This is a genomic window from Microcosmobacter mediterraneus, from assembly GCF_031846265.1.
GTDB classification, from domain to species: Bacteria; Bacteroidota; Bacteroidia; order Flavobacteriales; family Flavobacteriaceae; genus Microcosmobacter; species Microcosmobacter mediterraneus.
The window spans coordinates 1-22,892 of sequence record NZ_JAVRIA010000012.1; the positions used below are offsets into that span (position 1 = coordinate 1).

Genomic DNA, 22,892 nt, shown 5'->3' on the forward strand with positions numbered 1-22,892 from the left:
ACTAATAATACTAAAACATAAAAAAGCCTTTACAAGATTCTTGTAAAGGCTTTTTTATGTTATTTGAGAAGTGAAGTAATCAGGCCTTTTCTTCTGCCTCATTACATTTCTTTTTACATTCCTCTTTGCATGCTTTTATTTCTTCAGCAGTCTTATTTGCACAGCAGTCTTTTTTATCATTATCGTTACAGGCTTTTTCATTGGAAAAACTTTTAACGGTTTTCATATTTTCAACTTCATATACCTTACTTACTTTAGCAACGATTTCTTCTAAGGAATTAGGGGTCACCTTGGCCTCATCATACTCAACCATAGCTAACTTTTTTCCAAAATCTACTTTAGCAGATTTTACACCTTCCATCTTAGCCATTTTCTTTTCAATGGTCTTAGCACATCCCATTTCGCAAGTCATACCGTTGATCGTAAACTCAGCTTTTGCCAAAGTAGCGTTAGGATCTATACTAGCTATTTCTGAACTTTTTTCACTTGAGATATCAACAGTTTTAACTTCTGGTGTTGATTGTTTACAAGCCACTATAAAAAATGTAGCTAATATTATTACTACACTATTTTTAAATGTTTTCATAAGTTTTAATTATTAGGTTATGAGCAAATCTAATAATATTTAAACTTTCTTGCAGAATAATTAACGAATTTTGTGATTATCTATAAAACTAACTTTTGTGAGTACTAATTCTTTAAAATGGATTTATCTTGTTATTCTTTCTATCATTTGGGGAAGTTCATTTATACTTATTAAAAAATCACTTATTGGCCTAACCCCTTATCAGTTGGGTTCCCTAAGGATAATTATTACTGGTTTAATTTTATTAATCTTTGGTTATTCTAGTATAAAGAATATTAAAAAAGACAAGTGGTTTTGGATTATAATTTCTGGATTTTTAGGCTCTTTTTTTCCTTCTTTTTTCTTCGCTATTGCAGAAACTGAAATAGACAGTGCTATTGCTTCAATTTTAAATTCATTAGTACCTCTTAATACAATTCTTCTTGGGTTGGCTGTATTTAAGATTACATCAACCAGGCGTCAAGTTATTGGAGTTATTATTGGTTTTATTGGTACAGCTATATTGATTTTTAGAGGTGCTGAATTAAACCCTAATCAGAATTATTGGTATGCTACTTTTGTAATTGTATCTACATTGATGTATGCAACTAATGTGAATATAATAAAAAAACACCTACAAGATGTTAAACCACTCACTATTGCTGCAGGTAATTTTTTACCCATTATAGTTCCTGCTTTTATTATTTTATGCTATACAGATTTTTTTTCAGAATTTAATCTTGAAAATGATGATCTGAAATGGTCCTTAGGTTATGTATTTATCTTATCATTATTTGGTACTGCGATTGCAAAAGTGTTGTTTAATAAACTCGTACAAATTTCCACTCCTGTTTTTGCGTCGTCTGTAACGTATTTAATGCCTATAATTGCATTGTTGTGGGGCGTCTTGGATGGTGAGAGTTTTTCTTGGACGCAAGGTTTAGCTACTGTAATAATACTCTTAGGCGTTTATTTAGCTAATAGAAAAAAATAAAAAAGCCGAAGCAAAAACTTCGGCTTTCGTTTATTATTATTTAGAATATCTAATCAAAATCAGCATCTGTAGCTGTATTCTGAACAACTTCAATTAACTTAAATTCTGCTTTTTGTGGTCCTAAAGCTCCTAATTTAACGTGGGGAAATTTAATACCTTCAACCACTTTGTAATCTGAAAATTCAGACTCTTGAGTTTGTGTTTGTCCCATGACGTTAATAACAGAAACTTCTTTAACTTTTAAACCAGTTTCAACATCATAAAATGATGTCACAGCCATAGTACTTCCTGGAACTTCAATTTTATAGGCATCTTTATCATTAACCTTTTCAATACCTATTAATTTAGCTTTACCTGAGGCCATAAAACCAAGTTCCGGGATTACACCCAATGACGGCTTAATATCGTCTAGCATTGCTTGAGGCATAGGTATTTTTTGTCCACCTTGCTTCATGTACATTTCTTTGTCTTTTGCCACAACAGACATCATTGGTGAACCATTCATAGAGGTTACTTGAGCAAACTTATCTGAAGTTCTTTTTTCTTCTATTAGAACTTTAGCTCCCATAGCTTCTGCTTCATACTTTAATATTACTGAAGAAATTTTAGAAATTTTGTCTTTACCACCAATAGCATCTATATACTTATTTAGAACAGCATTAGCATCAAGACCTTCAGGCATTTCTACATCATAATTTGGTTTTTCTGTTTCATTAGCAAACTTGTCGTAATACTTAATTGGAATACCTGTTTTTTCAAGATTCTCTAAAACTTCACTTCCTTTACCAACAATGACAATTCTAGAATTATCATCATAATATTTATTAGCTACTCTAGTTACGTCCTCTATACTTACATCGTTAATTTTTTGGAGGTAAGTGGCGTAGAAATCTTTAGGTAAGTTATTTAATTTAATGTTTAAAGCATAGTTGGCAACAGTTTGCGGACGCTCTAATCCCATAATAAAATTACCAACGTATTTAGCTTTAGCATCTTTAAGTAATTGAGGATCTACAGGTTCTGTTTTAATACGCTTTATTTCCTTTAAAGCTTCAACAACTGCACTATCAGTTACTTCATTACGTACCTTAGCACTTGCATTAAATCTTCCTAAACCGTACCTATTAGCGCCTAAGCTTGAGTAGGCACCATAAGTATATCCTTTGTCTTCGCGGAGATTTTTAAATAAATAACCTTCTCCACCACCACCAAGAATGTTGTTGGTAATTAAAGCCGCATGATACTCTTCATCATTCATCTTTAAATCTACATTGTTTGTAATAAAGATACTAGATTGAGTAGCATTAGGATAATCAACAAAATTGATTTGTTTGTATTGCGCATTTGGAGCAGCAGATTGAACAGAAAGTGAAACGTCAACTGATTTCTTCCATTTTCCAAAATGATTTTCAATTTGAGTTTTTACTGTATCAAAATCTATATCTCCAATAACAACTAAATAGGCATTATTTGGGTTGAAATATTTTTCATAAAAAGACGCAACATCTCCAAAAGTTACATTGTTAATTGTTTCTTCTGTTGTATACTCACCATAAGCATGATTTTTACCGTATGCTAATACACCTCTGACACGACTACTAATGGCATCTGTACTTTTTTCGTTTTGCTTTAAAGTTTCAATAAGTTTATCTTTTTCTTTTTGAAATTCTTCTTCAGTTAATAAAGGGTTTAGAGCTGCATCAGCCATTAATTCTAGAATACGATCCGAATATTTTGATAATGAACTCGCAAATCCACCACTAAAACCAAAATTTAGATTAGCACCTAAGAAATCAATCTCTTCATTAAACTCGTCTTTAGAAATAGTCGTAGTTCCATTTCCAAGCATACTCCCTAGTAAGCTTTCTACACCAGCTTTATCTCCTGTCGCAATTGGCTTATTATCTATTCTTAAAGAATAAGACACTCTTGGTAGTTTATGATTTTCTACTACTAAGACTTGCATTCCGTTTGAAAGAGAAAATTCTCTAGGAACCTCAAGGTTTATTTCTGGTTCAGGACCAGCCTTAGGTGGTTGAGATCTATCTATTTGAGCATTCATTCCTAATGATGTAAAAACCAATAGGAAAAATGTAAATGCTTTAAGTTGTATATTAAATTTAGTTTTCATCTTACTGATCATCTTTTTTTGGTAAATATTCTAATTCTACTCTTTGGTTTGGGCTCAAATATTTTTTAGCTACATCTCTTATGTCTTCTCTGGTAATAGATCTGTAAATATCAATTTCTTCGTTGATTAAATTTACATTACCATATAGTAGATAATATGTAGCTAAAGAACTAGCAATACCTGCTATACTAGAATTAGAGTTTACAAACTGATTTTCAAATTGGTTTAAAAGCTTTTGGTAATCGCGTTCTGAGATTAACTCTGTTTGCATTTTAACAATTTCTTCATCCATTTCTGCAAGAAGCGTACTTAACTCTGTTTCGCCTTGAGGTATACCAAATAAGGCAAATACACTATAATCCTTCTGGCCTAAATTAACAGCTTGTATTGTTAAAGCTTGTTTTTGCTCATCTACAATTTTTTTATAAAGAACCGAACTTTTTCCTCCACTTAAATAAGACGAAATCATATCTAAAACATAAGCATCTCTTTTTCCATATCCTGGTGTTCTGTAAGTTGCTATAATTGCAGGAATTTGAATGTTCTTATCGTAAGCTTTGGCTTTTATTGTCTCTGTAATTGGTGTTTCTTGTGGAAAGTTTCTAACAACCTCAGGTCTTGCCTGAACTTCACTAAAATAGTCAGTTACTAAAGTCTTTGTTTTTTCTAAATCAATATCTCCAGCAACAATAAGAACTGCATTGTTAGGACCATAATATTTATCAAAGTAAGCATTAAATTCTTCTAAGGTCGCTGCATCTAAATGCTCCATGTAGCCAATGTTAGGATCTTTATAAGGATGTACTTTAAAAAGATTACTTCCTATAGCCTCAAGAATTCCTCCATAAGGTTGATCGTAACGTTGACGCTTTTCTTCTTTTACAACTTCATTTTGAGTATCAACACCAACCTGATCAATTACAGGATGCAGCATACGCTCCGACTCTAACCACAAGCCTAATTCTAATTTATTGGATGGGAAAATTTCGTAGTAATACGTTCTGTCCTGAGAGGTGTTTGCGTTAAAAGTTCCTCCATTAGCAGGAATAATTTTCATAAATTCACCTCTGCCAATATTTTCTGAACCTTCAAATAAAAGGTGTTCAAAAAAGTGGGCAAAACCAGTACGTTCTCTATCACCATCTTTTCCTCCTACGTCATACATTACTGATGTTATGACTACTGGTGCAGAATTGTCTTGATGCATAATTACATGCAGTCCATTGTCCAAGTCGAATTCGGTGAACTCAACCTTCTGAGCATTAGCTGGGAACCCTAAAATCATTAAGGAAGCAAATGCCACTAGATATTTTTTCATCTGAGTTTGTTTTTAATATTAGTTACTTAACGTTTGTCTCAATCATAACCGATTTGTTACGAAAGTCTTGCAAAAATAATCAATCACTTAGGTTTTTAAGAATATATTATGCAAAAAGAATATTAAAAATTCTTAATAGAGTAGTAAGAACACATTATAAAAATATACTAAATACTGAAGGTTAAAACGTAATAAAGAAGGTAATAAAACAAAGTGCATAAAAACTATTGTAAGGTTTGCAGATTAAGGAATTAGATGTATATTTGCATCCATTTTTGAACAAAATTTAATTAATAAAAAGTTACGCTATGTACGCAATTGTAGAGATAGCAGGGCATCAATTTAAAGTTGAAAAAGACCAAAAAGTTTTTGTTAATCGTTTAGCAACAGAAGAAGGTAAGAAAGTTTCTTTCGATAATGTGCTTTTAATTGCAGACGATAGCAATGTAACTGTAGGCGCCCCAGCTATAGACGGAGCACAAGTAAGTGCCAAAGTCTTAAAGCACCTTAAAGGTGATAAAGTAATAGTTTTCAAAAAGAAAAGACGTAAGGGTTACCGTGTTAAAAACGGACACAGACAATCTTTAACTGAAATCGTCATTGAAAGTATTGTTGCTTCTGGAGCAAAGAAAGCTAAGGCAGAAAAAGCGTCTCCTAAGAAAGTTGAACCGAAAGCAAAAGCAGAGCCTAAGGCAGCTGCTCCAAAACCTGTAGCTAAAAAAGCCGCTCCAAAAAAAGCGACTGGGAAAGCTGATGATTTGAAAAAAATTGAAGGAATTGGCCCTAAAATTGCCTCTACTTTAGTAGAAGCTGGTGTTGCAACTTTTGCAGATTTAGCAAAATCAAAACCTGAAGCAATTTCTGAAATCATTTCTGGAGTTAGAGGTAACCATGTTACCGATACTTGGCCAGCGCAAGCAAAGTTAGCTGCTGAGGGTAAGTGGGACGAGCTTAAAGAATGGCAAGATAAATTAGATGGTGGTAAAGCTTAATTGCAAACCACTTAAGTATAACATTATAAAACCTTAAGATCATGGCTCATAAAAAAGGAGTTGGTAGTTCTAAGAATGGTAGAGAATCAGAATCGAAACGTCTAGGCGTTAAAATTTTTGGTGGACAAGCTGCTATCGCTGGAAACATTATCATAAGACAACGTGGTAATACGCATCATCCTGGTGAAAACGTATACCAAGGAAAAGACCACACTTTACACGCTAAAGTTGATGGTATAGTAAAGTTTACAAAGAAAAAAGATAATAAATCGTACGTTTCTATTGAACCGTTTGAAGCATAATCATTTTTCATAATCTACTCAAGTATTTGTTAAGTAGATTTTAAGTTATCAAAAAACCCTTTTCTTTTCGGAAAGGGTTTTTTTAGTTTATTGATATATTATTATCTAATTTAGGTGAAAATTAGCTGCATGTTTTCTTCCAAAAAAAGACTAGATAAAGCTTATGCTAGCGCAGAATGCATAACATTTAACAAACAGTCTAAGTTTATTTTATTTAGTGACTGCCATAGAGGTGATAATAGCTTTGCAGACGACTTTGCTAATAATAGAAACATCTATTTCCATGCCTTAAAGCATTATTACAATGAAGGATTCCATTATTGCGAATTAGGTGATGGCGATGAACTTTGGGAAAATTTGCAGTTTAGTGCTATCCTAGATGCACATAAAAATGTTTTTATGTTGATGAAGCAATTTCATGAACAAGGAAGATTGCATATGATTTGGGGTAATCATGATATGGTATACAGAGACCAAGAGTATGTTAACAAACATTTGTCTACCTATTTTGATGAGCGTATAGGACATCATGTTGAATTGTTTTGTGATATAACTTACAAGGAAGCTATAATTTTAAAAGAAGAGCAAACTGGTCAAGAACTATTTTTAGCACATGGACACCAAGCAGATTGGTGGAACTATACATTTTGGAAATGGAGCAGATTTATGGTGAGAGCATTATGGCGTCCTTTAAACATTATAGGTATTGCAGACCCTACAAGTCCTGCAAAAAACTATAAAAACCTAATTAAGGTTGAGCGTAAATTAAAAAAATGGATCATTCAAAATAATAATAGATTAACTATTGTAGGTCATACGCATAGACCAAGATTTCCTAGCCCTAATGAAGTACCTTTATTTAATGATGGCAGTTGTGTTCATCCAAGAAGTATCACAGGAATAGAAATAGAAAACGGGAATATCTCATTAATAAAGTGGCAAGTTTCAACCAGAGATGATGGGACTTTACAAATTATCAGAGTATTACTAGAAGGTCCAAGAGAACTTTCGGATTATATGACCAAATAAGTATTATGATGACAAAAATTCAGTTTTAAACTTTGGCTTAATTTTTGACTATCTTTATATAAGATTTAAAAGCTAAAACAATGGGTGGATATTATATTTTAATAGGAGCAATTATGCTAGCCAGCTGGTTAGTGAGCAATACACTTAAACGAAAGTTTGCAAAGTACTCCAAAATACAATTGCGTAATGGCATGAGTGGTGCTGAAATTGCAGAAAAAATGCTAGCAGATCATGGCATCTCAGATGTAGAAGTTATTTCTACAGCTGGACAATTAACAGATCATTATAATCCTAAAAACAAAACGGTAAACCTAAGTGAAGCGGTTTATAACCAACGCAACTCAGCAGCAGCAGCTGTTGCAGCACATGAGGTTGGACATGCTGTGCAACATGCACAAGCATATAGTTGGTTACAAATGCGCAGCCAATTAGTACCTATTGTTAGTGTGTCTTCGGGTATGTCTCAATGGCTAATAATAGGAGGATTAGTATTAGGTGCAGCTGCAGGAGTTGGACTTGGTTATTGGGTTGCTATTGCAGGATTAGCAATGATGGGATTTGCTACACTATTTAGTTTTATTACTTTACCTGTAGAGTACGATGCTAGTAATAGAGCACTAGTATGGTTAAAAAACAAAAACATAGTTACTCCAGAAGAATACAAAGGGTCTGAGGATGCTTTAAAATGGGCTGCTAGAACATATTTAGTCGCGGCTATTGGTGCATTAGCCTCATTACTTTATTGGGCATTTCAAATTTTAGGTAGAGATTAGTTAGTAAAACATACATAAAAAAAAGCTCCTTGATAAGGGGCTTTTTTTTATATCTTAATTTGCCTATCGATTTGTTGTTGTAGGGAAATAAAAGTCTCAGTCCTAGAAACACCTGTAATAGATTGTATTTCTTTATTTAAAACATGCATAAGATGTTCGTTGTCTTTAGCTAATATTTTAATAAAAACACTCCAATGACCAGTTGTATAGTGACATTCTAAAACTTCTGGTATTCTTTGTAATTGTTTTACAGCTTCAGGATTACTAACAGCCTTATCTAAATAAATACCAACATAAGCCATGGTTGTATAGCCTAATACTTTTGGGTTTACTATAAATTTAGAGCCACTTAATAAACCTGATTTTTCTAACTTTCTTAAACGTTGATGTATTGCTGCACCAGAGATACCAACATTTCTAGCTATTTCTAATATAGGTGTTCTGGCATCTTGCATTAAAGCACGTAGAATTTTTTTATCAATACCATCAATATGAATGTTCTTATTAACTACTTTCATGTTTCTTTACTAAGAATGTTTAGAATTAAAACTTAAAGATATAATTTTGATTTAATAATGTAAGTTTAGAGCACTAAATCTATTAAATTTTTAGATGTGTCCACTCTTCAAATATTTAATGGATTATAACCTAAAAAAGGAACCTTCTTTTCATTAAATACGACACCATAAGATTCTAATTCTTTTAATATTGGTGTATAAACTTCTTTAGAAATAGGTATTTGAACACCAGGAGTAGTTATGTTTTTGTTCAATATTGCTAACGTAGCCATAGCTACTGGTAAGCCAACTGTTTTAGCCATTGCAGTATAGGTTTGGTCTTCACCTACAGCAACCATAGTGGCATCAATTTGATGTTTCTCTCCATGAAGTTCATAACCAAATTTATGATACATAACAATCATATCTTTATCATTATCACTTAATGTCCAACTATCCATAAGTATTTTTTGAAGTATTTGAGCTGGAGTAGCTTTTTTAAGTTCTACAGATTTATTAGCATTAAATATATCTAGTTCTAAAAATTTATCCCATACAATATCATCCTGATCAATTTTTAAGGCGTGTCTAAACTTAAGTTCAACAGAATCAGTTGGGCTGTAAGGTAAAAAAGCATTTACAAAATCGCGATAGCTCATGTTTTCACTATCATCTATAGTGTAACTATCATCTGTCATTCCTAATTGCACAAAAACATTCCATGCTCTGCTGAAACCTACTCGTCTCATGGTACCTCTATATAAGGTTTTCACATAATCTAATCCATAAACTTGCTGATATTTTAAGGAATCTCTATTGGCATAAGCTTCAAACCTACCATAACCTTCAATATCTAAAAATTCAGTACGTCTGAATAGTCTATTGTAAGGGATATATTTAAACTGACTTTCTTGTAAAAATTTTGCAGCACCACCTTGACCAGCTACAACAACATTTCTTGGATTCCATGTAAACTTATAATTCCAGAGATTAGTATCGCTTTCAGGAGCTACCAAGCCACCAGTAAACGACTCAAATAAAATCATTTTACCACCTTTATCTCTAATGCTATCTATAACTTGCATAGCGCTCATGTGATCAATTCCTGGGTCTACTCCAATTTCGTTCATAAATATGAGACCATTTGCTTTGGCTTCTTCATCTAAAGCTTGCATCTCTGTACTAACATAAGAGGCAGTGACCATATGCTTCTTGAAATTAATACAATCTTTTGCAACTTCTATATGAAAACGTGCTGGCAACATGGATACAACGATATCAGCGTTTTTAATTGCTGATTTACGAGAGTTTTCATTAAATACATCTAAATGAATAATATTAACCTCTGGATTATGCCTCACTAAAGTCTTTGCGTTATCAATATTTACATCTCCTATGGTAAGTTGTAAATTCTCGCTTTGAGATTTGTCTACTAAATATTTAATAAGATAAGATGAGGACTTCCCAGCACCAATGATTAAAATCTTTCGCATAATGGCTTTATATCACTAATTTTGTATGCCACGAATGTAATAAAAGCACTAAGATTTAAAAACATAAACTCACTTTTATAATGAACAAATCCGTATTAATAACTGCATGTGTTTTAGGAGCCTTAAGTATTATTCTTGGAGCCTTTGCGGCTCATGGTTTAAAAAAAAGTATTTCTGCAGAATCAATGTCCATATTTGAAACAGGTGTTAAATACCAAATGTATCATGCATTATTTTTACTCTGTGTTGGATCATCATCTTATGTAATAGCATCTTATCAAAAAACGATTATGTATTTGGTTATTATTGGTGTTGTTTTTTTCTCTGGATCTCTTTATGGATTAGGAACAAATAATTTAACGAATTTTAATTTTAAAAAGATAGGTTTTATAACACCAATTGGTGGACTTTTACTTATTGCAGCTTGGATAACATTGTTAATAAATTTTGTGAAAATTAAATTGAATTAAATCCATTATTAAAGGTCACTTTAAATAAAATTATAACTTTGCACTTTTAAACAACACAACAATATATGGTAGATAATACCCAAGCAACGAAATCGATTTCGCTAAACCAATACGGAATTAAAAATGCCAAAGTACATTATCAACTTTCCTCAGATCAACTTCATAACATTACACTAAAAAAAGAGCAAGGTGTTGAGTCTTCACTTGGAGCTTTAGCCGTTAATACTGGTGAGTTTACAGGACGCTCACCTCAGGATCGTTTTATTGTAAAAGATGAGATTACTAAAGATCGTGTTTGGTGGGGAAATATTAATATACCTTTTAAAACAGATAAGTTTGATGCGCTATACAATAAAGTTGTAAACTACCTTTCCGAAAAAGAAGTTTTTGTAAGAGATAGCTATGCGTGTGCTGATGATAATTACCGTTTAAATATTAGAGTTATAAATGAGTATCCTTGGAGCAATATGTTTGCCTACAACATGTTTTTAAGACCTACTGAAAGGCAGTTAGAAAACTTTAATCCTGAGTGGACTGTTGTTAATGCACCAGGTTTTATGGCAGATGCTGAAATTGATGGAACACGTCAGCATAATTTTGCCATTTTAAACTTTACCAAAAAGATTGCTTTAATTGGCGGAACGGGTTACACAGGCGAAATAAAAAAAGGTATCTTTTCTGCTTTAAACTTTATTTTACCTGTATTTAAAAATACATTACCAATGCATTGCAGTGCTAATGTTGGTAAAAATGGTGATACATCTATTTTCTTTGGATTATCAGGAACTGGTAAAACAACCTTGTCTACTGATCCTGACAGAAGTTTAATTGGTGATGATGAACATGGCTGGACAGCAGAAAACACAGTATTTAATTTTGAAGGTGGTTGCTATGCAAAAGTCATCAATTTGTCTGGGGAAAATGAGCCAGAAATCTATAATGCTATTAAAAAAGGAGCAATTCTTGAAAATGTTATTATGGATAATAATGGCAATGTTGACTTTGAAGATACATCCATAACTCAGAATACTCGAGTAAGTTACCCAATTTATCATATCGAAAATATACAGAAACCTTCAATAGGTAAAAATCCAAAAAACATTTTCTTTTTAACAGCAGATGCCTTTGGAGTATTGCCTCCAATATCAAAATTAACGCCTAGTCAAGCAGCATATCATTTTATTTCGGGTTATACTGCAAAAGTAGCAGGAACTGAAGCTGGTGTTACTGAGCCTGTTCCTAGTTTTTCGGCATGCTTTGGTGCACCTTTTATGCCATTACATCCAACAAAATATGCAGAAATGTTAAGTCAAAAAATGAAAGATGCTGGTGTAAATGTCTGGCTAGTTAATACAGGTTGGACAGCTGGTCCTTATGGTGTTGGTCACAGAATGAAGCTTAAATACACAAGAGCTATGATTTCGGCTGCCATGAATGGCGATTTAGGTGATTATAGTTATGAAAATTACCATATTCATTCCGTGTTTGGAGTTGCGCAACCAAGACAATGTCCTGGTGTGCCAACGGAAGTATTAAGCCCAAGAGCAACTTGGAATAATGATGAGGCTTATTATAAAATGGCATTTAAACTAACTAATGCTTTCAGAGAAAACTTTAAGAAATTTGAATCTTATGCCTCTGAGGAAATTAGACGAGGAGGCCCTCAGCGCTATGCATTTTAATTAGTTTAAGAAACATTTATAAAAAAAAGCTAGTAATTACTTTCCTTTATTAGCTTTTAATATATATTTTTCTAAAGCCATTGTCATAGATGGTGTTTCTGGAGTTGGCGCAGCAATATCTACACGTAATCCTTTTTCTTTAACAGCTTTAATAGTCGTGTTTCCAAAAACAGCTAAACGCGTATCGTTTTGCTTAAAGTCTGGGAAGTTTTGAAATAAAGATTCAATGCCTGATGGACTAAAGAATACTAATATATCATAATACACATCTGCTAAATCAGATAAATCACTGATCACAGTTTTATAAAAAGTGGCTTGTTTCCACTTTACGCCTAAAGCATCTAAAGTTTCTGGGATAATAGGTTTTACCTTATCTGTAGTTGGTAATAAAAACGATTCGTCTTTATACTTTTTAATTAATGGGCTCAACTCAGCAAAAGTACGTTTACCAACATATATTTTACGTTTTCTATAGACTACATATTTTTGAAGATAGTAGGCTACAGCTTCAGATTGGCAAAAATACTTCATCGAATCTGGTACCTTAAAGCGCATCTCGTCAGCAACTCTAAAGAAATGATCTACAGAGTTTCGACTCGTTAATATAATTGCAGTGTATTGACTTAGATCAACTTTTTGATGTCTAATGTCTTTGGCTTCTAGGCCTTCTACATGGATAAAAGGTCTAAAATCAATTTTCACCTTTTGTTTTTCCTGTAAATCGAAATACGGAGAGTTTTCTATTTTAGGCTCTGGTTGTGATACTAAAATTGTTTTTACCTTCATACTCTAGCGACTAATTTTAAGCGTTATACTCTATAAAAACCTTATATAAAATAACATAAGGTCCAATTTCGAGAGCGCAAAGGTACAAAATAAAATAGAATAAATTATTTAAAAGTAATTTTTGATAGGTTTTGAATGAAGATATAAATCCGATGAGATTTATGATTACAATAAGCCCAATAACTGAGAAAACAACAACAGAATTAAGAGAAACACTAAAGAGTAATAACGCATTTATTGGTAGTAAAATGAAACCTGTGAAGTTTTTAAAACTTGTTTTCTGAAACAAGTAAGCATCCACAACCTCATCAATATCAAAAAGACTACCTATAAGTCTTTCTATAAGTACTTTTATTAATACAATAGCAGCAATCGCAAAAACCAACTTTAGAAATAAAGCTAGGTTAAATTCTAAAGGTGCAACAATACTATTATAGGCTAAAAAAGAAAATGTAGCTATTGTTAATGTTAAATTTATAAATAGCAATGAATCAAAGGAGTCAATGAATTTTTGATCTCTAGAATAAATTTTTAGGTATTTAGAATTACCTATTAATCCTAAAAAATCAAAAAAACGAGACGTATACACCATTTTAGAAACAGTAATTGCAACCAAACCAAGGATTAAAAACCCAGTGAGCCAATCGTAAGAAATAACCTCTCTTAACATAATGCTAAAGTATAAAGAAAATTAAATTGATTGCTCTATTTTGCAATGCTATTTCTTTTTAGCTTATAAGAAAAAAGTCAATTAATAGATTACTTTTGTTAAAAATTCTGTTGCATGCAAGATGCCATTGTTATTATTCCTACTTACAATGAGATTGAGAATATTGAAGCTATTATTAAGGCTGTATGTATTCAAGATAAGGCATTTCATGTACTAATTGTAGATGACAATTCGCCTGATGGAACAGCAGAGGTTGTTACATCCTTACAGAACAGTTTTAGTGATCAATTATTTCTATTAAATAGAACAGAAAAAAAAGGATTAGGAACTGCTTATATAGATGGTTTTAAATGGTGTTTAAATCAGTCTTATCAATATATTTTTGAAATGGATGCCGATTTTTCTCATAACCCTAAAGATTTAATTAAGCTTTACAATGTTTGTGCAAATGATGGGTTTGATCTTGCTATAGGGTCGCGTTATATTGATGGTATCAATGTAGTTAATTGGCCAATGAGTAGAATTTTGTTATCCTATTTTGCGTCTAAATATGTACGTTTAATTACAAGGATGAAAATCAATGATACCACAGCTGGTTTTATATGTTACAGAAGAGAAGTTTTAGAAGCTATAGACTTGCAAAAAATTAGATTTATAGGTTATGCCTTTCAAATTGAAATGAAGTTTAAAGCGCATTTAAAAGGTTTTAAAATTAAAGAAGTACCTGTTATTTTTACAGATAGAGTTAAAGGTAAATCTAAAATGAGTGGTAGTATTATATCTGAAGCTGTTTTTGGAGTTATTAGTATGAAATTTAATAGCTTATTTCAAAAAAATAATAAGAATTAACGAATGAAAACACTAATTAAAAACGCTAAAATAGTTAACCAAGGTAAGATTATTGAAGGAGATATTCTTATTGAAAATGAACTAATATCCTCAATTGGTGAACACTTAGATTTTACTAATGTTGATATTATAATTGATGCTAAAGGCAATTATGTTATTCCTGGAGCTATTGATGACCAAGTCCATTTCCGTGAGCCAGGTTTAACACATAAAGCCAATATAGAAACAGAATCTAAAGCAGCTATTGCTGGCGGAATTACCTCTTTTATAGAAATGCCTAATACTAATCCACAGACCACAACTTTAGAAGAGCTTAATAAAAAGTTTGATAGAGCTTTAGAGACATCTTATGCTAATTACTCTTTTATGTTCGGTGGCACTAATGATAATTTAGATGAAATTTTAAAAGTAAACCCTAAAGATGTTGCTGGATTAAAATTATTTTTAGGATCCTCTACAGGAAATATGTTAGTTGATGACCCTGAAGTTTTAGAACGCATATTTGCATCCACAGATATGGTCATTTCTGTACATTGTGAGGATGAAGCTACCATTAAAAAAAATACAGCACATTATAAAACCATCTATGGTGATGACATACCAGTTAAATACCATCCAATTATTAGAAGTGAAGAAGCCTGTTATTTATCTTCATCCAAAGCGATAGAGTTAGCAAAAAAAACTGGAGCACGATTACATGTATTTCATTTATCGACTGGTAAAGAAACACATTTGTTTGATAACGCCATTCCGCTTAAAGATAAGAAGATTACTGCAGAGGTTTGTATTCATCATCTCTGGTTTTCTGATAAAGATTATGATGAAAAAGGAACACATATTAAATGGAATCCTGCAGTTAAAACCAGTGATGATAGAGCACAACTTTGGGAGGCCCTTTTAGACGACAGAATCGATGTTATTGCAACCGATCATGCACCACATACCTTAGAAGAAAAAGCAAATGTGTATACAAAAGCGCCTTCTGGTGGACCACTTGTTCAGCATGCTATGGTTGCATTGTTTGAAGCTTATCATAACGGAAAAATAAGCATAGAAAAGATTGTTGAAAAAACAGCTCATAATCCTGCTATTTTATTTGATGTAGAAAAGCGAGGATACATCAAAGAAGGGTATTATGCAGATTTGGTAATAGTAGATGCCAATGCACCTTGGACAGTGGCTAAGGACAACATCCTCTATAAATGTGGTTGGTCGCCATTTGAAGGAACTACATTTAAGTCAAAAATTACACATACCATCGTTAATGGTAGCTTGGTATACAATAATGATCAACTAACTGGAGTTAAAGCAGGTAAACGATTGACATTTAATAGGTAATAATGATAAAGAAGTTTTTTATAATAGTTAGTTTTGGTATCATTAGTCTTAGCTGTACTGAAACAGAAAAACCAGTAAAACCTGAAAACCTCATACCTATTGATCAAATGGAGGCTATACTTTACGATAGTTTTATACTTAATGCAACCAAAGCATCCAATAAAAAAACATTAGAACGTAATGGGATCTTTCCTCAAGATTACCTCTTTAAAAAGCATAATATAGATAGTACACAATTTACTGAGAGTAATGCTTATTATGCTACAGATATAGAATTGTATCAACAAATCATTGATCGTGTAAAATTAAAATTGCAGCAAGAAAAAAACGGTTACACTGAAGCTTTAAAACAAGAAGATGAACGTCGTAGAAAAAAACAAGATTCTATAAAAGAGGCACGAAAAAAGCGTATAGATTCTCTTAGAAAAGTCAATAATTCTCGAAAAAATAAAGAAAAGACAACTTAGTTTACTTCAGGTCTTTTAAATAAAACTTACAGGTATCCTTAATAGAAATATCTAAGGATTTAAATTCATAATTTAAGGCAGTTCTAATTTTTGAGTTATCGTATTTAGTAATACTATGTGCTGTATTAGCCACTTGTTTGGATAATTGACGTCGTTTTCCAAATAATTTATGACTTAACCAATCTAATCGCCAAGCCACACTCAATAAAAATAGAGAAGCTTTCTTTTTAGGAGATTTTACGTGCAATTCAGTAGCTACGTTTTCTATAAACTTTTTGAAAGATAAGTTTTCAGAAATTAAAATAAAGCCTTCGTTTTTAATATTAGAAGGCATTAATTTTAGCATTGGGTTAACCACATCCCAGATATCTACATAACCTGTAATACCTTCTGTGTAATGAGACATGCCTTTGTGTATTCTCTTAAAAAATGATCCACTACTTCCTCCATGCCAATAGCCAGGACCCAAAATAACTCCTGGATTAATAATAACTGCATCTAATCCTTCTTGTGTTCCTCGCCAAATCTCTAGTTCTGCACCATACTTACTTATAGCATAAACACTATTATCCTTCTCGGAATCCCAAGGCGTTTGCTCAGTAATTAAATCTTTAGAATTTGGTTGCTCACCAATAGCAGCAATTGAGCTAACAAAACATAATTTTTTCACATTAAAAGAAAGAGATAGGTTAACAATATTAGCTGTACCTTCTATATTTATCTTTCTAAGGACATCAAATTTATCAGGTTCAAAAGACACAAAAGCAGCGCAGTGGTATACAAAATCCACATCTTTAAATGCAAGTTGTAAAGCTGGAATATCATTAATATTGGCTTTAACCCATTCAATACTATTAAAAAGTGATTCACTATCATCTGAATAATATGAAAACACATGTTTAACGGTTTTTAATTTATGGTCTCGTCTGTAAATAGCTCTTACCGTTTCTCCATTAGACACTAGTTTAAATAATAAGTGAGAGCCCACTAAACCTGTTCCACCTGTAACTAAAATCATATAACGAAATTAGTAAAATATGATCAATAAGAATTATCAATATTTGAAACGTCTTTTTACAATGATTTTTATCTTTGCTAAATCTTAATGACTCTAATATGATGACGACCAATTTAGTAGAAGAATTACAGTGGCGAGGTATGGTACACGATATTATGCCTGGAACAGAAGAACAACTTTTAAAAGAAATGACTTCTGCTTATATTGGATTTGATCCAACTTCAGACTCACTTCATATCGGAAGTTTAGTCCCAATTATATTACTATGTCATCTAGAAAAAGCAGGACATAAACCCATTGCATTGGTAGGCGGAGCAACAGGAATGATTGGTGATCCATCTGGGAAAAGTGATGAGCGAAATTTGCTAGATGAAAAAACACTTAACAACAATGTAACTGGAATTAAAAATACATTAGCACGTTTTTTAAATTTTGATTCTAAAGAAGCAAATGCACCTTTTCTGGTTAACAACTACGATTGGATGAAGGATTTCTCATTCATTGATTTTGCTCGCGATGTTGGTAAGCGTATTACTGTAAACTACATGATGGCTAAAGATTCTGTAAAAAAGCGTTTATCTGGAGAAGGTAGTGTTGGCATGTCGTTTACAGAATTTACATATCAACTTATACAAGGTTACGATTTTTACCATTTACATAAAGCCTACGATTGTAAATTACAGATGGGAGGAAGTGATCAATGGGGAAATATTACAACAGGAACAGAATTGGTAAGACGAATGAATGTAGGAGAACAAGCAAAAGCTTTTGCAATGACGTGTCCACTAATTACCAAAGCAGATGGCTCTAAGTTTGGAAAATCTGAGGGTGGAAATATCTGGTTGGATGCCGATAAAACATCTGTATATAAGTTTTACCAATTTTGGTTAAGAACTACAGATGAGGATGCTGAAAAGTACATTAAAATCTTTACGTTTTTAGATAAAGCTACCATTGATAACATAATTAAAATACACAAAGAAGCTCCTCATCTCAGAGCTTTACAAAAGAAATTAGCTGAGGAGGTTACAACTTTTGTGCACTCTCAAGCAGATTTTGAAAACGCTAAAAAAGCTTCAGAGATTTTATTTAGTCAATCATTTAAAGAAGATATTGAAACCTTAGATGAACAAACATTTCTAGATGTTTTTGAAGGCGTTACCACAGCAGAGATTTCAAAATCCGATATTGAAAATGGCTTGGATATGATTGGTGCTTTAGCTGCAAAAACTGGATTTTTAAGCTCTAACGGTGAAGCACGTAGAGCCTTAAAAGAAAATTCAGTTTCAGTGAATAAAGACAAGGTTAAAGAGGATTATTCGTTGAGCAATTCAGATTTAATTAATGGTAAATACGTTGTTTTAAATAAAGGAAGAAAGAATACATTCATTATTGTAGTGAAGTAATTACTTCCTTTTAACGAAATTAAAAGATTTTCCTTTATAATATATGCTATATACCAAATGTAACTTAGCTACTATTTAAACGCATTTAAACCTGTAATATCCAAACCTGTAATAAGTAAATGAATATCATGTGTTCCTTCATAAGTAATCACACTTTCAAGATTCATTGAGTGGCGCATAATACTATACTCACCAGAAATTCCCATACCACCAAGCATTTGTCTTGCTTCTCTGGCAATATTTATGGCCATATCCACATTATTTCGTTTCGCCATAGAGATTTGCGCTGAAGTGGCTGTTCCGTTATTACGCATCACACCAAGTTTCCAAGCCAATAATTGTGCTTTTGTAATTTCGGTAATCATTTCGGCTAGTTTTTTCTGCTGTAATTGAAATTGTCCAATGGGTTTCCCAAATTGCATACGTTCTTTGCTATAACGCAAAGCTGTGTCGTAACAATCCATGGCTGCACCAATCGCTCCCCAAGCAATACCATAACGAGCAGAATCTAGACAGCCAAGAGGTGCGCCTAGACCAGATTTATTAGGTAATAAATTTTCTTTTGGCACTTTTACATTATCGAATATTAATTCACCTGTTGCCGAAGCTCTCAGTGACCATTTGTTGTGTGTTTCTGGTGTTGAAAATCCTTCCATACCTCGTTCTACAACAAGTCCATGAATACGACCCTCTTCATTTTTTGCCCAAACTACAGCTACTTGAGCAAAAGGTGCATTACTGATCCACATTTTCGCACCATTTAAAAGGTAATGGTCTCCCATATCTTTGAAATTGGTGGTCATGCCTCCAGGATTACTTCCGTGATCTGGCTCTGTTAAACCAAAACAACCCATCCATTCGCCAGAAGCTAATTTTGGCAAGTATTTATTGCGCTGCTCTTCATTGCCATATTTCCAGATAGGATACATAACTAGTGATGATTGTACTGAAGCAGTACTTCTTACACCAGAGTCTCCGCGTTCAATTTCCTGCATGATTAGACCATAAGAAATTTGATCCAGTCCTGCACCTCCATATTCCTCTGGAATATATGGCCCAAAAGCACCAATTTCAGCCAAACCATTAATAATCTGAGTTGGAAATTCTGCTCTTTGAGCATAATCCTCTATGATAGGAGATACATCTCTTTTTACCCATTCTCTGGCAGCATCTCGTACCAACTTATGTTCGTCTGTTAAAAGCTCATCTAAATTGTAGTAATCAGGAGCTTCGAATAAGTCTGGCTTCATTATAAAATGTTTTAAAAATTATATTTAGATATAAGTTTTGGGACTTAAATTTTTTAAAATACCCATTATTGGGTCAAAAGTAACGAAAACGATTGCAGTAGACAATCCTTAAGTTACATTTTCAAGTAGAAATCTTTAGTAAGTAAAATATAGTCTTTGGTATATTGATGACGAGTAGTTTCAATGATTAACTCTGATGATTTTACCTTGCCTTTTTGAAATGAAAACTCTAAGAGACTTCTTTTGATTTCAGCATTTGGGTTTCCTTTTAAATGAAGTAAGCGCTTTGGAAATAAACCACCTTTTGCTGCTAATTCAATAAATGTTAACTCTTCTTTATGCGGAATAATAACAGAGAAAATCCCTGATGGATTTAATAGTTGACTCACACCATAAATTAAATGTTCAAACGGCATGGCATCATTAAATCGTGCCAAATCTCTTGAATTATTATTAGTCTTATAATCTTCTGAGTAAAATGGAGGGTTACAAATAATAAGATCGAATTTATCTTCTACATCTTCAGTAAACTCCAACAATGAAGCATGGTAGCAAAATAAACGATCATTCCACTGTGAATTCTCAAAATTCTCTGAGCACTGTTCGTAAGCATCTGCATCTATTTCTATAGCTTCTATTTGTTGTGCATTACTGCGTTGTGCAAGCATTAAAGACAGTACACCAGTTCCTGCACCAATATCCAAAATAGAAAATGGATTGTGATTAACCGAAGTCCAAGCACCAAGTAAAACAGAATCTGTGCCTATTTTCATAGCACATCTATCTTGATTTACAGCAAACTGTTTGAATTTAAATGGTTTATTACTCATGTTTTATCATTCCTATAAATATAGATCAATTAGACCTTCAGGAGTTTCCAGATGAATTGTTTTGTTATCTCTATCAAGAGATTTTATAAACTCATCATTCATTGGAATGAGTATTTCTTTGCCTTCACTATCAATTTCAAATAGAGCTTGAGCACTGCTGTCGTTAATGCCTTTTATAATTCCTACAGTTCCGAAGTTTCTATCTTCAACAGTAAACCCAATCACTTCATGAAAGTAAAACTTGTTCCCTTCTAATTTTGGTAATAACCCAAGTGGTAAATATAAATCTGATTTTAATATTGCATCAGCATCAGTCTCTGTAGAAACATCCTCAAATTTTAGACGTAATAAATCAGATTTATGAAGTTGCGATTGTTCAATAAAAAAAGGAACGAGATTACCTTTTAAATCTAAAAATATAGCATCTAAGTTTTCGTAAATTTCAGGCTCATCAGTATCTAGTTTCGCTAATACTTCACCTTTAAAGCTATACTTTCTTACAATCTTACCAAGATAAAAACAATCGTCTTTTTTCATAAAAATAAAAAACCCTGACAATTATTGTCAGGGTTTAAAAGTATAAAAAATTAATTTTTACTCTTCTTCGTTAGATGCAGTAGTTTCTTCTGCAGCTTCTTCAACTTCTGGTTCAGCAGCAGCAACTCTTGCTTCATTAACAGCTTTTTCAGCTTCAAAAGCTTTTGCTTTTGCTTCAGCATCAGCTTTTGCTAATCCATCTTCTTTTGCTTGTACTTTACTGGCCTTTTCTTCAACCCAAGCATTAAATTTTTGTTCTGCTTCTTCTTCAGTTAAAGCCCCTTTTCTTACGCCACCTGCTAAATGATTTTTTAACATAGCACCTTTGTAAGACAAAATAGCTCTCGCTGTATCTGTTGGTTGAGCTCCATTCTGAAGCCATTGTACCGCACCATTGATATCTAATTCAATAGTTGCAGGGTTTGTGTTTGGATTGTAAACACCTAACTTATCTAAGTATTTACCATCTCTTTTAGAGCGAGCATCTGCTGCTACAATCCAGTAAAAAGGCTTTCCTTTTTTACCGTGTCTCTGTAATCTAATTTTTACTGACATTTAAATTAATTTGTGAGGTACACGACCTCGATTATTAATGAGTCGGCAAATTTAATACTTTTTTTATGTTTTACAACTGAAAAACCAATACTTTATCGAAAAAGGCGCAAATATAATTTATGCTACTTTTAATCGTTTCTATATATTGAAATTATTGTGTAGATTTGAAACTTTAGCCTCAGAGTTCAATAATTTTGGTTTAAACCAATATGATAATGAAAAAATTACTAACACTTCTTATAATATTTACCACATGTTTTGGCTGTGGTGATGATGTTGAATTTAATACACCAGCTATTCAAGGAAATAGAGATGGAGAGTTATGGAGAGCAACATTCTATGCAGCTGATATAGATTTTGGAGGCTTTATTTTTGAAGGTGGTAATGGTATTGAAACCCTTCAGTTAATTACACCTACCGATACAGCTAGTCCTGTGCCTTTTGATTTAGGTCCAAATACAACTAGTGTTGCAATTTATAGAGATGCTCAAGGTGTCATTTACTCTACTGCTAATGAGCCAGATTCAAGTTTATCTCTTTACCCATCCGATGGACAAATTGAGGTAGAATTTGTTGATACAAGTTCGGAGCCATTTCGCATTAATGGTAAGTTCTGGTTTACAGCTTACAGCCAAGATGGCTTAAGATCTATTAATTTTAATGAAGGCTTTTTACATAGAGTACCATTAATAGGAGGCATAGAAGCGATTGGAAATCAAAATGCATGTTTACAAGCAACACAAGCTTTAAACACTGCTCAACAGACGTTTAATAGTACAGCAACTGATGCGCCAGAATATCCTGATGCTTGTTCTGCATATAAAAATGCTCTTCAAGATGCTATAGATGCATGTGGAGATACTAGTGGTGCGTTACAAGCCATTTTTGACGCCTTGGATTTGTGTGTTTAGATGATAAAAAAATCACATAAAGTATCTCA

General features: G+C 32.7%; 24 protein-coding genes. 12 read left to right on the plus strand and 12 right to left on the minus strand.

Features of this window, described 5'->3' with window-relative positions:
- Positions 1–79: 79 nt before the first annotated feature.
- Positions 80–586 carry a heavy-metal-associated domain-containing protein gene (locus RM697_RS13420; protein WP_311428418.1) on the minus strand — a complete coding sequence of 169 codons (507 nt, stop codon included), beginning with the start codon at positions 584–586 and terminating at the stop codon, positions 80–82.
- A 97-nt stretch (positions 587–683) separates the two neighbouring features.
- On the opposite strand from RM697_RS13420, the gene RM697_RS13425 reads away from it, so the two are divergent.
- Positions 684–1,559 carry a DMT family transporter gene (locus tag RM697_RS13425; protein WP_311428419.1) on the plus strand — a complete coding sequence of 292 codons (876 nt, stop codon included), beginning with the start codon at positions 684–686 and terminating at the stop codon, positions 1,557–1,559.
- A gap of 49 nt (positions 1,560–1,608) precedes the next feature.
- Here the strand turns inward: RM697_RS13425 and RM697_RS13430 are convergent, their stop codons facing one another.
- Positions 1,609–3,690, minus strand: a complete 2,082-nt coding sequence (locus RM697_RS13430) for an insulinase family protein (protein ID WP_311428420.1) — start codon at positions 3,688–3,690, stop codon at positions 1,609–1,611.
- A 1-nt stretch (position 3,691) separates the two neighbouring features.
- Entirely contained in the window at positions 3,692–5,008 is a 1,317-nt protein-coding gene (locus RM697_RS13435) for a M16 family metallopeptidase (RefSeq protein ID WP_311428421.1), read from the minus strand.
- 308 nt (positions 5,009–5,316) lie between these two features.
- Here RM697_RS13435 and rplU point away from each other — a divergent pair, with 308 nt between their 5' ends.
- The 4 genes from rplU to RM697_RS13455 all read left to right on the plus strand — a co-directional run bounded on the left by rplU (position 5,317) and on the right by RM697_RS13455 (position 8,104).
- The gene (rplU, locus tag RM697_RS13440) at positions 5,317–6,000 is read left to right on the plus strand and encodes a 50S ribosomal protein L21 (RefSeq protein ID WP_311428422.1); all 684 of its coding nucleotides are present in this window, start codon (positions 5,317–5,319) and stop codon (positions 5,998–6,000) included.
- A 41-nt stretch (positions 6,001–6,041) separates the two neighbouring features.
- Positions 6,042–6,302, plus strand: coding sequence for a 50S ribosomal protein L27 (rpmA, locus tag RM697_RS13445; protein WP_073084160.1), 261 nt, complete (start codon positions 6,042–6,044; stop codon positions 6,300–6,302).
- Positions 6,303–6,431: 129 nt separating this feature from the next.
- Positions 6,432–7,331 carry a metallophosphoesterase family protein gene (locus tag RM697_RS13450; protein WP_311428423.1) on the plus strand — a complete coding sequence of 300 codons (900 nt, stop codon included), beginning with the start codon at positions 6,432–6,434 and terminating at the stop codon, positions 7,329–7,331.
- 80 nt (positions 7,332–7,411) lie between these two features.
- On the plus strand, positions 7,412–8,104 hold the full coding sequence (locus RM697_RS13455) for a zinc metallopeptidase (protein ID WP_311428424.1): 693 nt from the start codon (positions 7,412–7,414) through the stop codon (positions 8,102–8,104).
- Between the two features lie 47 nt (positions 8,105–8,151).
- Here the strand turns inward: RM697_RS13455 and RM697_RS13460 are convergent, their stop codons facing one another.
- Complete coding sequence (locus RM697_RS13460) at positions 8,152–8,622, minus strand: Lrp/AsnC ligand binding domain-containing protein (RefSeq protein ID WP_311428425.1); 471 nt, start codon at positions 8,620–8,622, stop codon at positions 8,152–8,154.
- Positions 8,623–8,729: 107 nt separating this feature from the next.
- Positions 8,730–10,094, minus strand: a complete 1,365-nt coding sequence (locus RM697_RS13465; RefSeq protein ID WP_311428426.1) for a saccharopine dehydrogenase family protein — start codon at positions 10,092–10,094, stop codon at positions 8,730–8,732.
- 80 nt (positions 10,095–10,174) lie between these two features.
- Here RM697_RS13465 and RM697_RS13470 point away from each other — a divergent pair, with 80 nt between their 5' ends.
- Complete coding sequence (locus RM697_RS13470; RefSeq protein WP_311428427.1) at positions 10,175–10,564, plus strand: DUF423 domain-containing protein; 390 nt, start codon at positions 10,175–10,177, stop codon at positions 10,562–10,564.
- A gap of 65 nt (positions 10,565–10,629) precedes the next feature.
- Positions 10,630–12,246: a phosphoenolpyruvate carboxykinase (ATP) gene (gene pckA, locus RM697_RS13475; RefSeq protein WP_311428428.1), complete on the plus strand. Its 1,617-nt coding sequence runs from the start codon at positions 10,630–10,632 to the stop codon at positions 12,244–12,246.
- A gap of 36 nt (positions 12,247–12,282) precedes the next feature.
- Here the strand turns inward: pckA and RM697_RS13480 are convergent, their stop codons facing one another.
- Both RM697_RS13480 and RM697_RS13485 read right to left on the minus strand, forming a co-directional pair.
- Complete coding sequence (locus RM697_RS13480; RefSeq protein ID WP_311428429.1) at positions 12,283–13,032, minus strand: uroporphyrinogen-III synthase; 750 nt, start codon at positions 13,030–13,032, stop codon at positions 12,283–12,285.
- Positions 13,033–13,048: 16 nt separating this feature from the next.
- Positions 13,049–13,702, minus strand: coding sequence for a DUF4271 domain-containing protein (locus RM697_RS13485; RefSeq protein ID WP_311428430.1), 654 nt, complete (start codon positions 13,700–13,702; stop codon positions 13,049–13,051).
- A 114-nt stretch (positions 13,703–13,816) separates the two neighbouring features.
- Between RM697_RS13485 and RM697_RS13490 the strand changes: the two genes are divergently transcribed.
- The 3 genes from RM697_RS13490 to RM697_RS13500 are packed head-to-tail and all read left to right on the plus strand — an operon-like array spanning position 13,817 to position 16,356.
- Positions 13,817–14,551, plus strand: coding sequence for a polyprenol monophosphomannose synthase (locus RM697_RS13490; RefSeq protein WP_311428431.1), 735 nt, complete (start codon positions 13,817–13,819; stop codon positions 14,549–14,551).
- A gap of 3 nt (positions 14,552–14,554) precedes the next feature.
- A complete protein-coding gene (locus RM697_RS13495) occupies positions 14,555–15,889 on the plus strand; it encodes a dihydroorotase (RefSeq protein ID WP_311428432.1) in 1,335 nt (444 codons plus the stop codon).
- 2 nt (positions 15,890–15,891) lie between these two features.
- Complete coding sequence (locus RM697_RS13500; protein WP_311428433.1) at positions 15,892–16,356, plus strand: DUF4296 domain-containing protein; 465 nt, start codon at positions 15,892–15,894, stop codon at positions 16,354–16,356.
- 1 nt (position 16,357) lies between these two features.
- Here RM697_RS13500 and RM697_RS13505 read toward each other — a convergent pair whose 3' ends face one another.
- Positions 16,358–17,374 (minus strand): NAD-dependent epimerase/dehydratase family protein, encoded by a 1,017-nt coding sequence (locus RM697_RS13505; protein ID WP_311428434.1) that lies wholly within the window; start codon positions 17,372–17,374, stop codon positions 16,358–16,360.
- A gap of 101 nt (positions 17,375–17,475) precedes the next feature.
- Here RM697_RS13505 and tyrS point away from each other — a divergent pair, with 101 nt between their 5' ends.
- Positions 17,476–18,780 carry a tyrosine--tRNA ligase gene (tyrS, locus tag RM697_RS13510; protein WP_311428448.1) on the plus strand — a complete coding sequence of 435 codons (1,305 nt, stop codon included), beginning with the start codon at positions 17,476–17,478 and terminating at the stop codon, positions 18,778–18,780.
- A 71-nt stretch (positions 18,781–18,851) separates the two neighbouring features.
- Here the strand turns inward: tyrS and RM697_RS13515 are convergent, their stop codons facing one another.
- The 4 genes from RM697_RS13515 to RM697_RS13530 all read right to left on the minus strand — a co-directional run bounded on the left by RM697_RS13515 (position 18,852) and on the right by RM697_RS13530 (position 21,952).
- Positions 18,852–20,030: an acyl-CoA dehydrogenase family protein gene (locus RM697_RS13515; RefSeq protein WP_311428435.1), complete on the minus strand. Its 1,179-nt coding sequence runs from the start codon at positions 20,028–20,030 to the stop codon at positions 18,852–18,854.
- 113 nt (positions 20,031–20,143) lie between these two features.
- A complete protein-coding gene (locus RM697_RS13520; RefSeq protein ID WP_311428436.1) occupies positions 20,144–20,860 on the minus strand; it encodes a tRNA1(Val) (adenine(37)-N6)-methyltransferase in 717 nt (238 codons plus the stop codon).
- 12 nt (positions 20,861–20,872) lie between these two features.
- Positions 20,873–21,397 (minus strand): ribosome maturation factor RimM, encoded by a 525-nt coding sequence (gene rimM / locus RM697_RS13525; RefSeq protein WP_311428437.1) that lies wholly within the window; start codon positions 21,395–21,397, stop codon positions 20,873–20,875.
- Positions 21,398–21,454: 57 nt separating this feature from the next.
- Entirely contained in the window at positions 21,455–21,952 is a 498-nt protein-coding gene (locus RM697_RS13530) for a 30S ribosomal protein S16 (RefSeq protein ID WP_311428438.1), read from the minus strand.
- A 215-nt stretch (positions 21,953–22,167) separates the two neighbouring features.
- Here RM697_RS13530 and RM697_RS13535 point away from each other — a divergent pair, with 215 nt between their 5' ends.
- Positions 22,168–22,863 carry a DUF6252 domain-containing protein gene (locus RM697_RS13535; protein WP_311428439.1) on the plus strand — a complete coding sequence of 232 codons (696 nt, stop codon included), beginning with the start codon at positions 22,168–22,170 and terminating at the stop codon, positions 22,861–22,863.
- Positions 22,864–22,892: the final 29 nt, after the last annotated feature.

Excerpts from the sequence above, each read along its gene's own strand:
- RM697_RS13495 (WP_311428432.1), top strand. The coding sequence starts at position 14,555 with ATGAAAACACTAATTAAAAACGCTAAAATAGTTAACCAAGGTAAGATT.
- rimM (WP_311428437.1), bottom strand. The coding sequence starts at position 21,397 with ATGAAAAAAGACGATTGTTTTTATCTTGGTAAGATTGTAAGAAAGTAT.
- RM697_RS13455 (WP_311428424.1), top strand. The coding sequence starts at position 7,412 with ATGGGTGGATATTATATTTTAATAGGAGCAATTATGCTAGCCAGCTGG.
- pckA (WP_311428428.1), top strand. The coding sequence starts at position 10,630 with ATGGTAGATAATACCCAAGCAACGAAATCGATTTCGCTAAACCAATAC.
- RM697_RS13450 (WP_311428423.1), top strand. The coding sequence starts at position 6,432 with ATGTTTTCTTCCAAAAAAAGACTAGATAAAGCTTATGCTAGCGCAGAA.
- RM697_RS13465 (WP_311428426.1), bottom strand. The coding sequence starts at position 10,094 with ATGCGAAAGATTTTAATCATTGGTGCTGGGAAGTCCTCATCTTATCTT.
- RM697_RS13470 (WP_311428427.1), top strand. The coding sequence starts at position 10,175 with ATGAACAAATCCGTATTAATAACTGCATGTGTTTTAGGAGCCTTAAGT.
- RM697_RS13480 (WP_311428429.1), bottom strand. The coding sequence starts at position 13,032 with ATGAAGGTAAAAACAATTTTAGTATCACAACCAGAGCCTAAAATAGAA.
- RM697_RS13520 (WP_311428436.1), bottom strand. The coding sequence starts at position 20,860 with ATGAGTAATAAACCATTTAAATTCAAACAGTTTGCTGTAAATCAAGAT.
- RM697_RS13435 (WP_311428421.1), bottom strand. The coding sequence starts at position 5,008 with ATGAAAAAATATCTAGTGGCATTTGCTTCCTTAATGATTTTAGGGTTC.
- RM697_RS13485 (WP_311428430.1), bottom strand. The coding sequence starts at position 13,702 with ATGTTAAGAGAGGTTATTTCTTACGATTGGCTCACTGGGTTTTTAATC.
- RM697_RS13515 (WP_311428435.1), bottom strand. The coding sequence starts at position 20,030 with ATGAAGCCAGACTTATTCGAAGCTCCTGATTACTACAATTTAGATGAG.
- rplU (WP_311428422.1), top strand. The coding sequence starts at position 5,317 with ATGTACGCAATTGTAGAGATAGCAGGGCATCAATTTAAAGTTGAAAAA.
- RM697_RS13505 (WP_311428434.1), bottom strand. The coding sequence starts at position 17,374 with ATGATTTTAGTTACAGGTGGAACAGGTTTAGTGGGCTCTCACTTATTA.
- RM697_RS13500 (WP_311428433.1), top strand. The coding sequence starts at position 15,892 with ATGATAAAGAAGTTTTTTATAATAGTTAGTTTTGGTATCATTAGTCTT.
- RM697_RS13490 (WP_311428431.1), top strand. The coding sequence starts at position 13,817 with ATGCAAGATGCCATTGTTATTATTCCTACTTACAATGAGATTGAGAAT.
- tyrS (WP_311428448.1), top strand. The coding sequence starts at position 17,476 with ATGACGACCAATTTAGTAGAAGAATTACAGTGGCGAGGTATGGTACAC.
- RM697_RS13460 (WP_311428425.1), bottom strand. The coding sequence starts at position 8,622 with ATGAAAGTAGTTAATAAGAACATTCATATTGATGGTATTGATAAAAAA.
- RM697_RS13420 (WP_311428418.1), bottom strand. The coding sequence starts at position 586 with ATGAAAACATTTAAAAATAGTGTAGTAATAATATTAGCTACATTTTTT.
- RM697_RS13530 (WP_311428438.1), bottom strand. The coding sequence starts at position 21,952 with ATGTCAGTAAAAATTAGATTACAGAGACACGGTAAAAAAGGAAAGCCT.
- RM697_RS13430 (WP_311428420.1), bottom strand. The coding sequence starts at position 3,690 with ATGAAAACTAAATTTAATATACAACTTAAAGCATTTACATTTTTCCTA.
- rpmA (WP_073084160.1), top strand. The coding sequence starts at position 6,042 with ATGGCTCATAAAAAAGGAGTTGGTAGTTCTAAGAATGGTAGAGAATCA.
- RM697_RS13535 (WP_311428439.1), top strand. The coding sequence starts at position 22,168 with ATGAAAAAATTACTAACACTTCTTATAATATTTACCACATGTTTTGGC.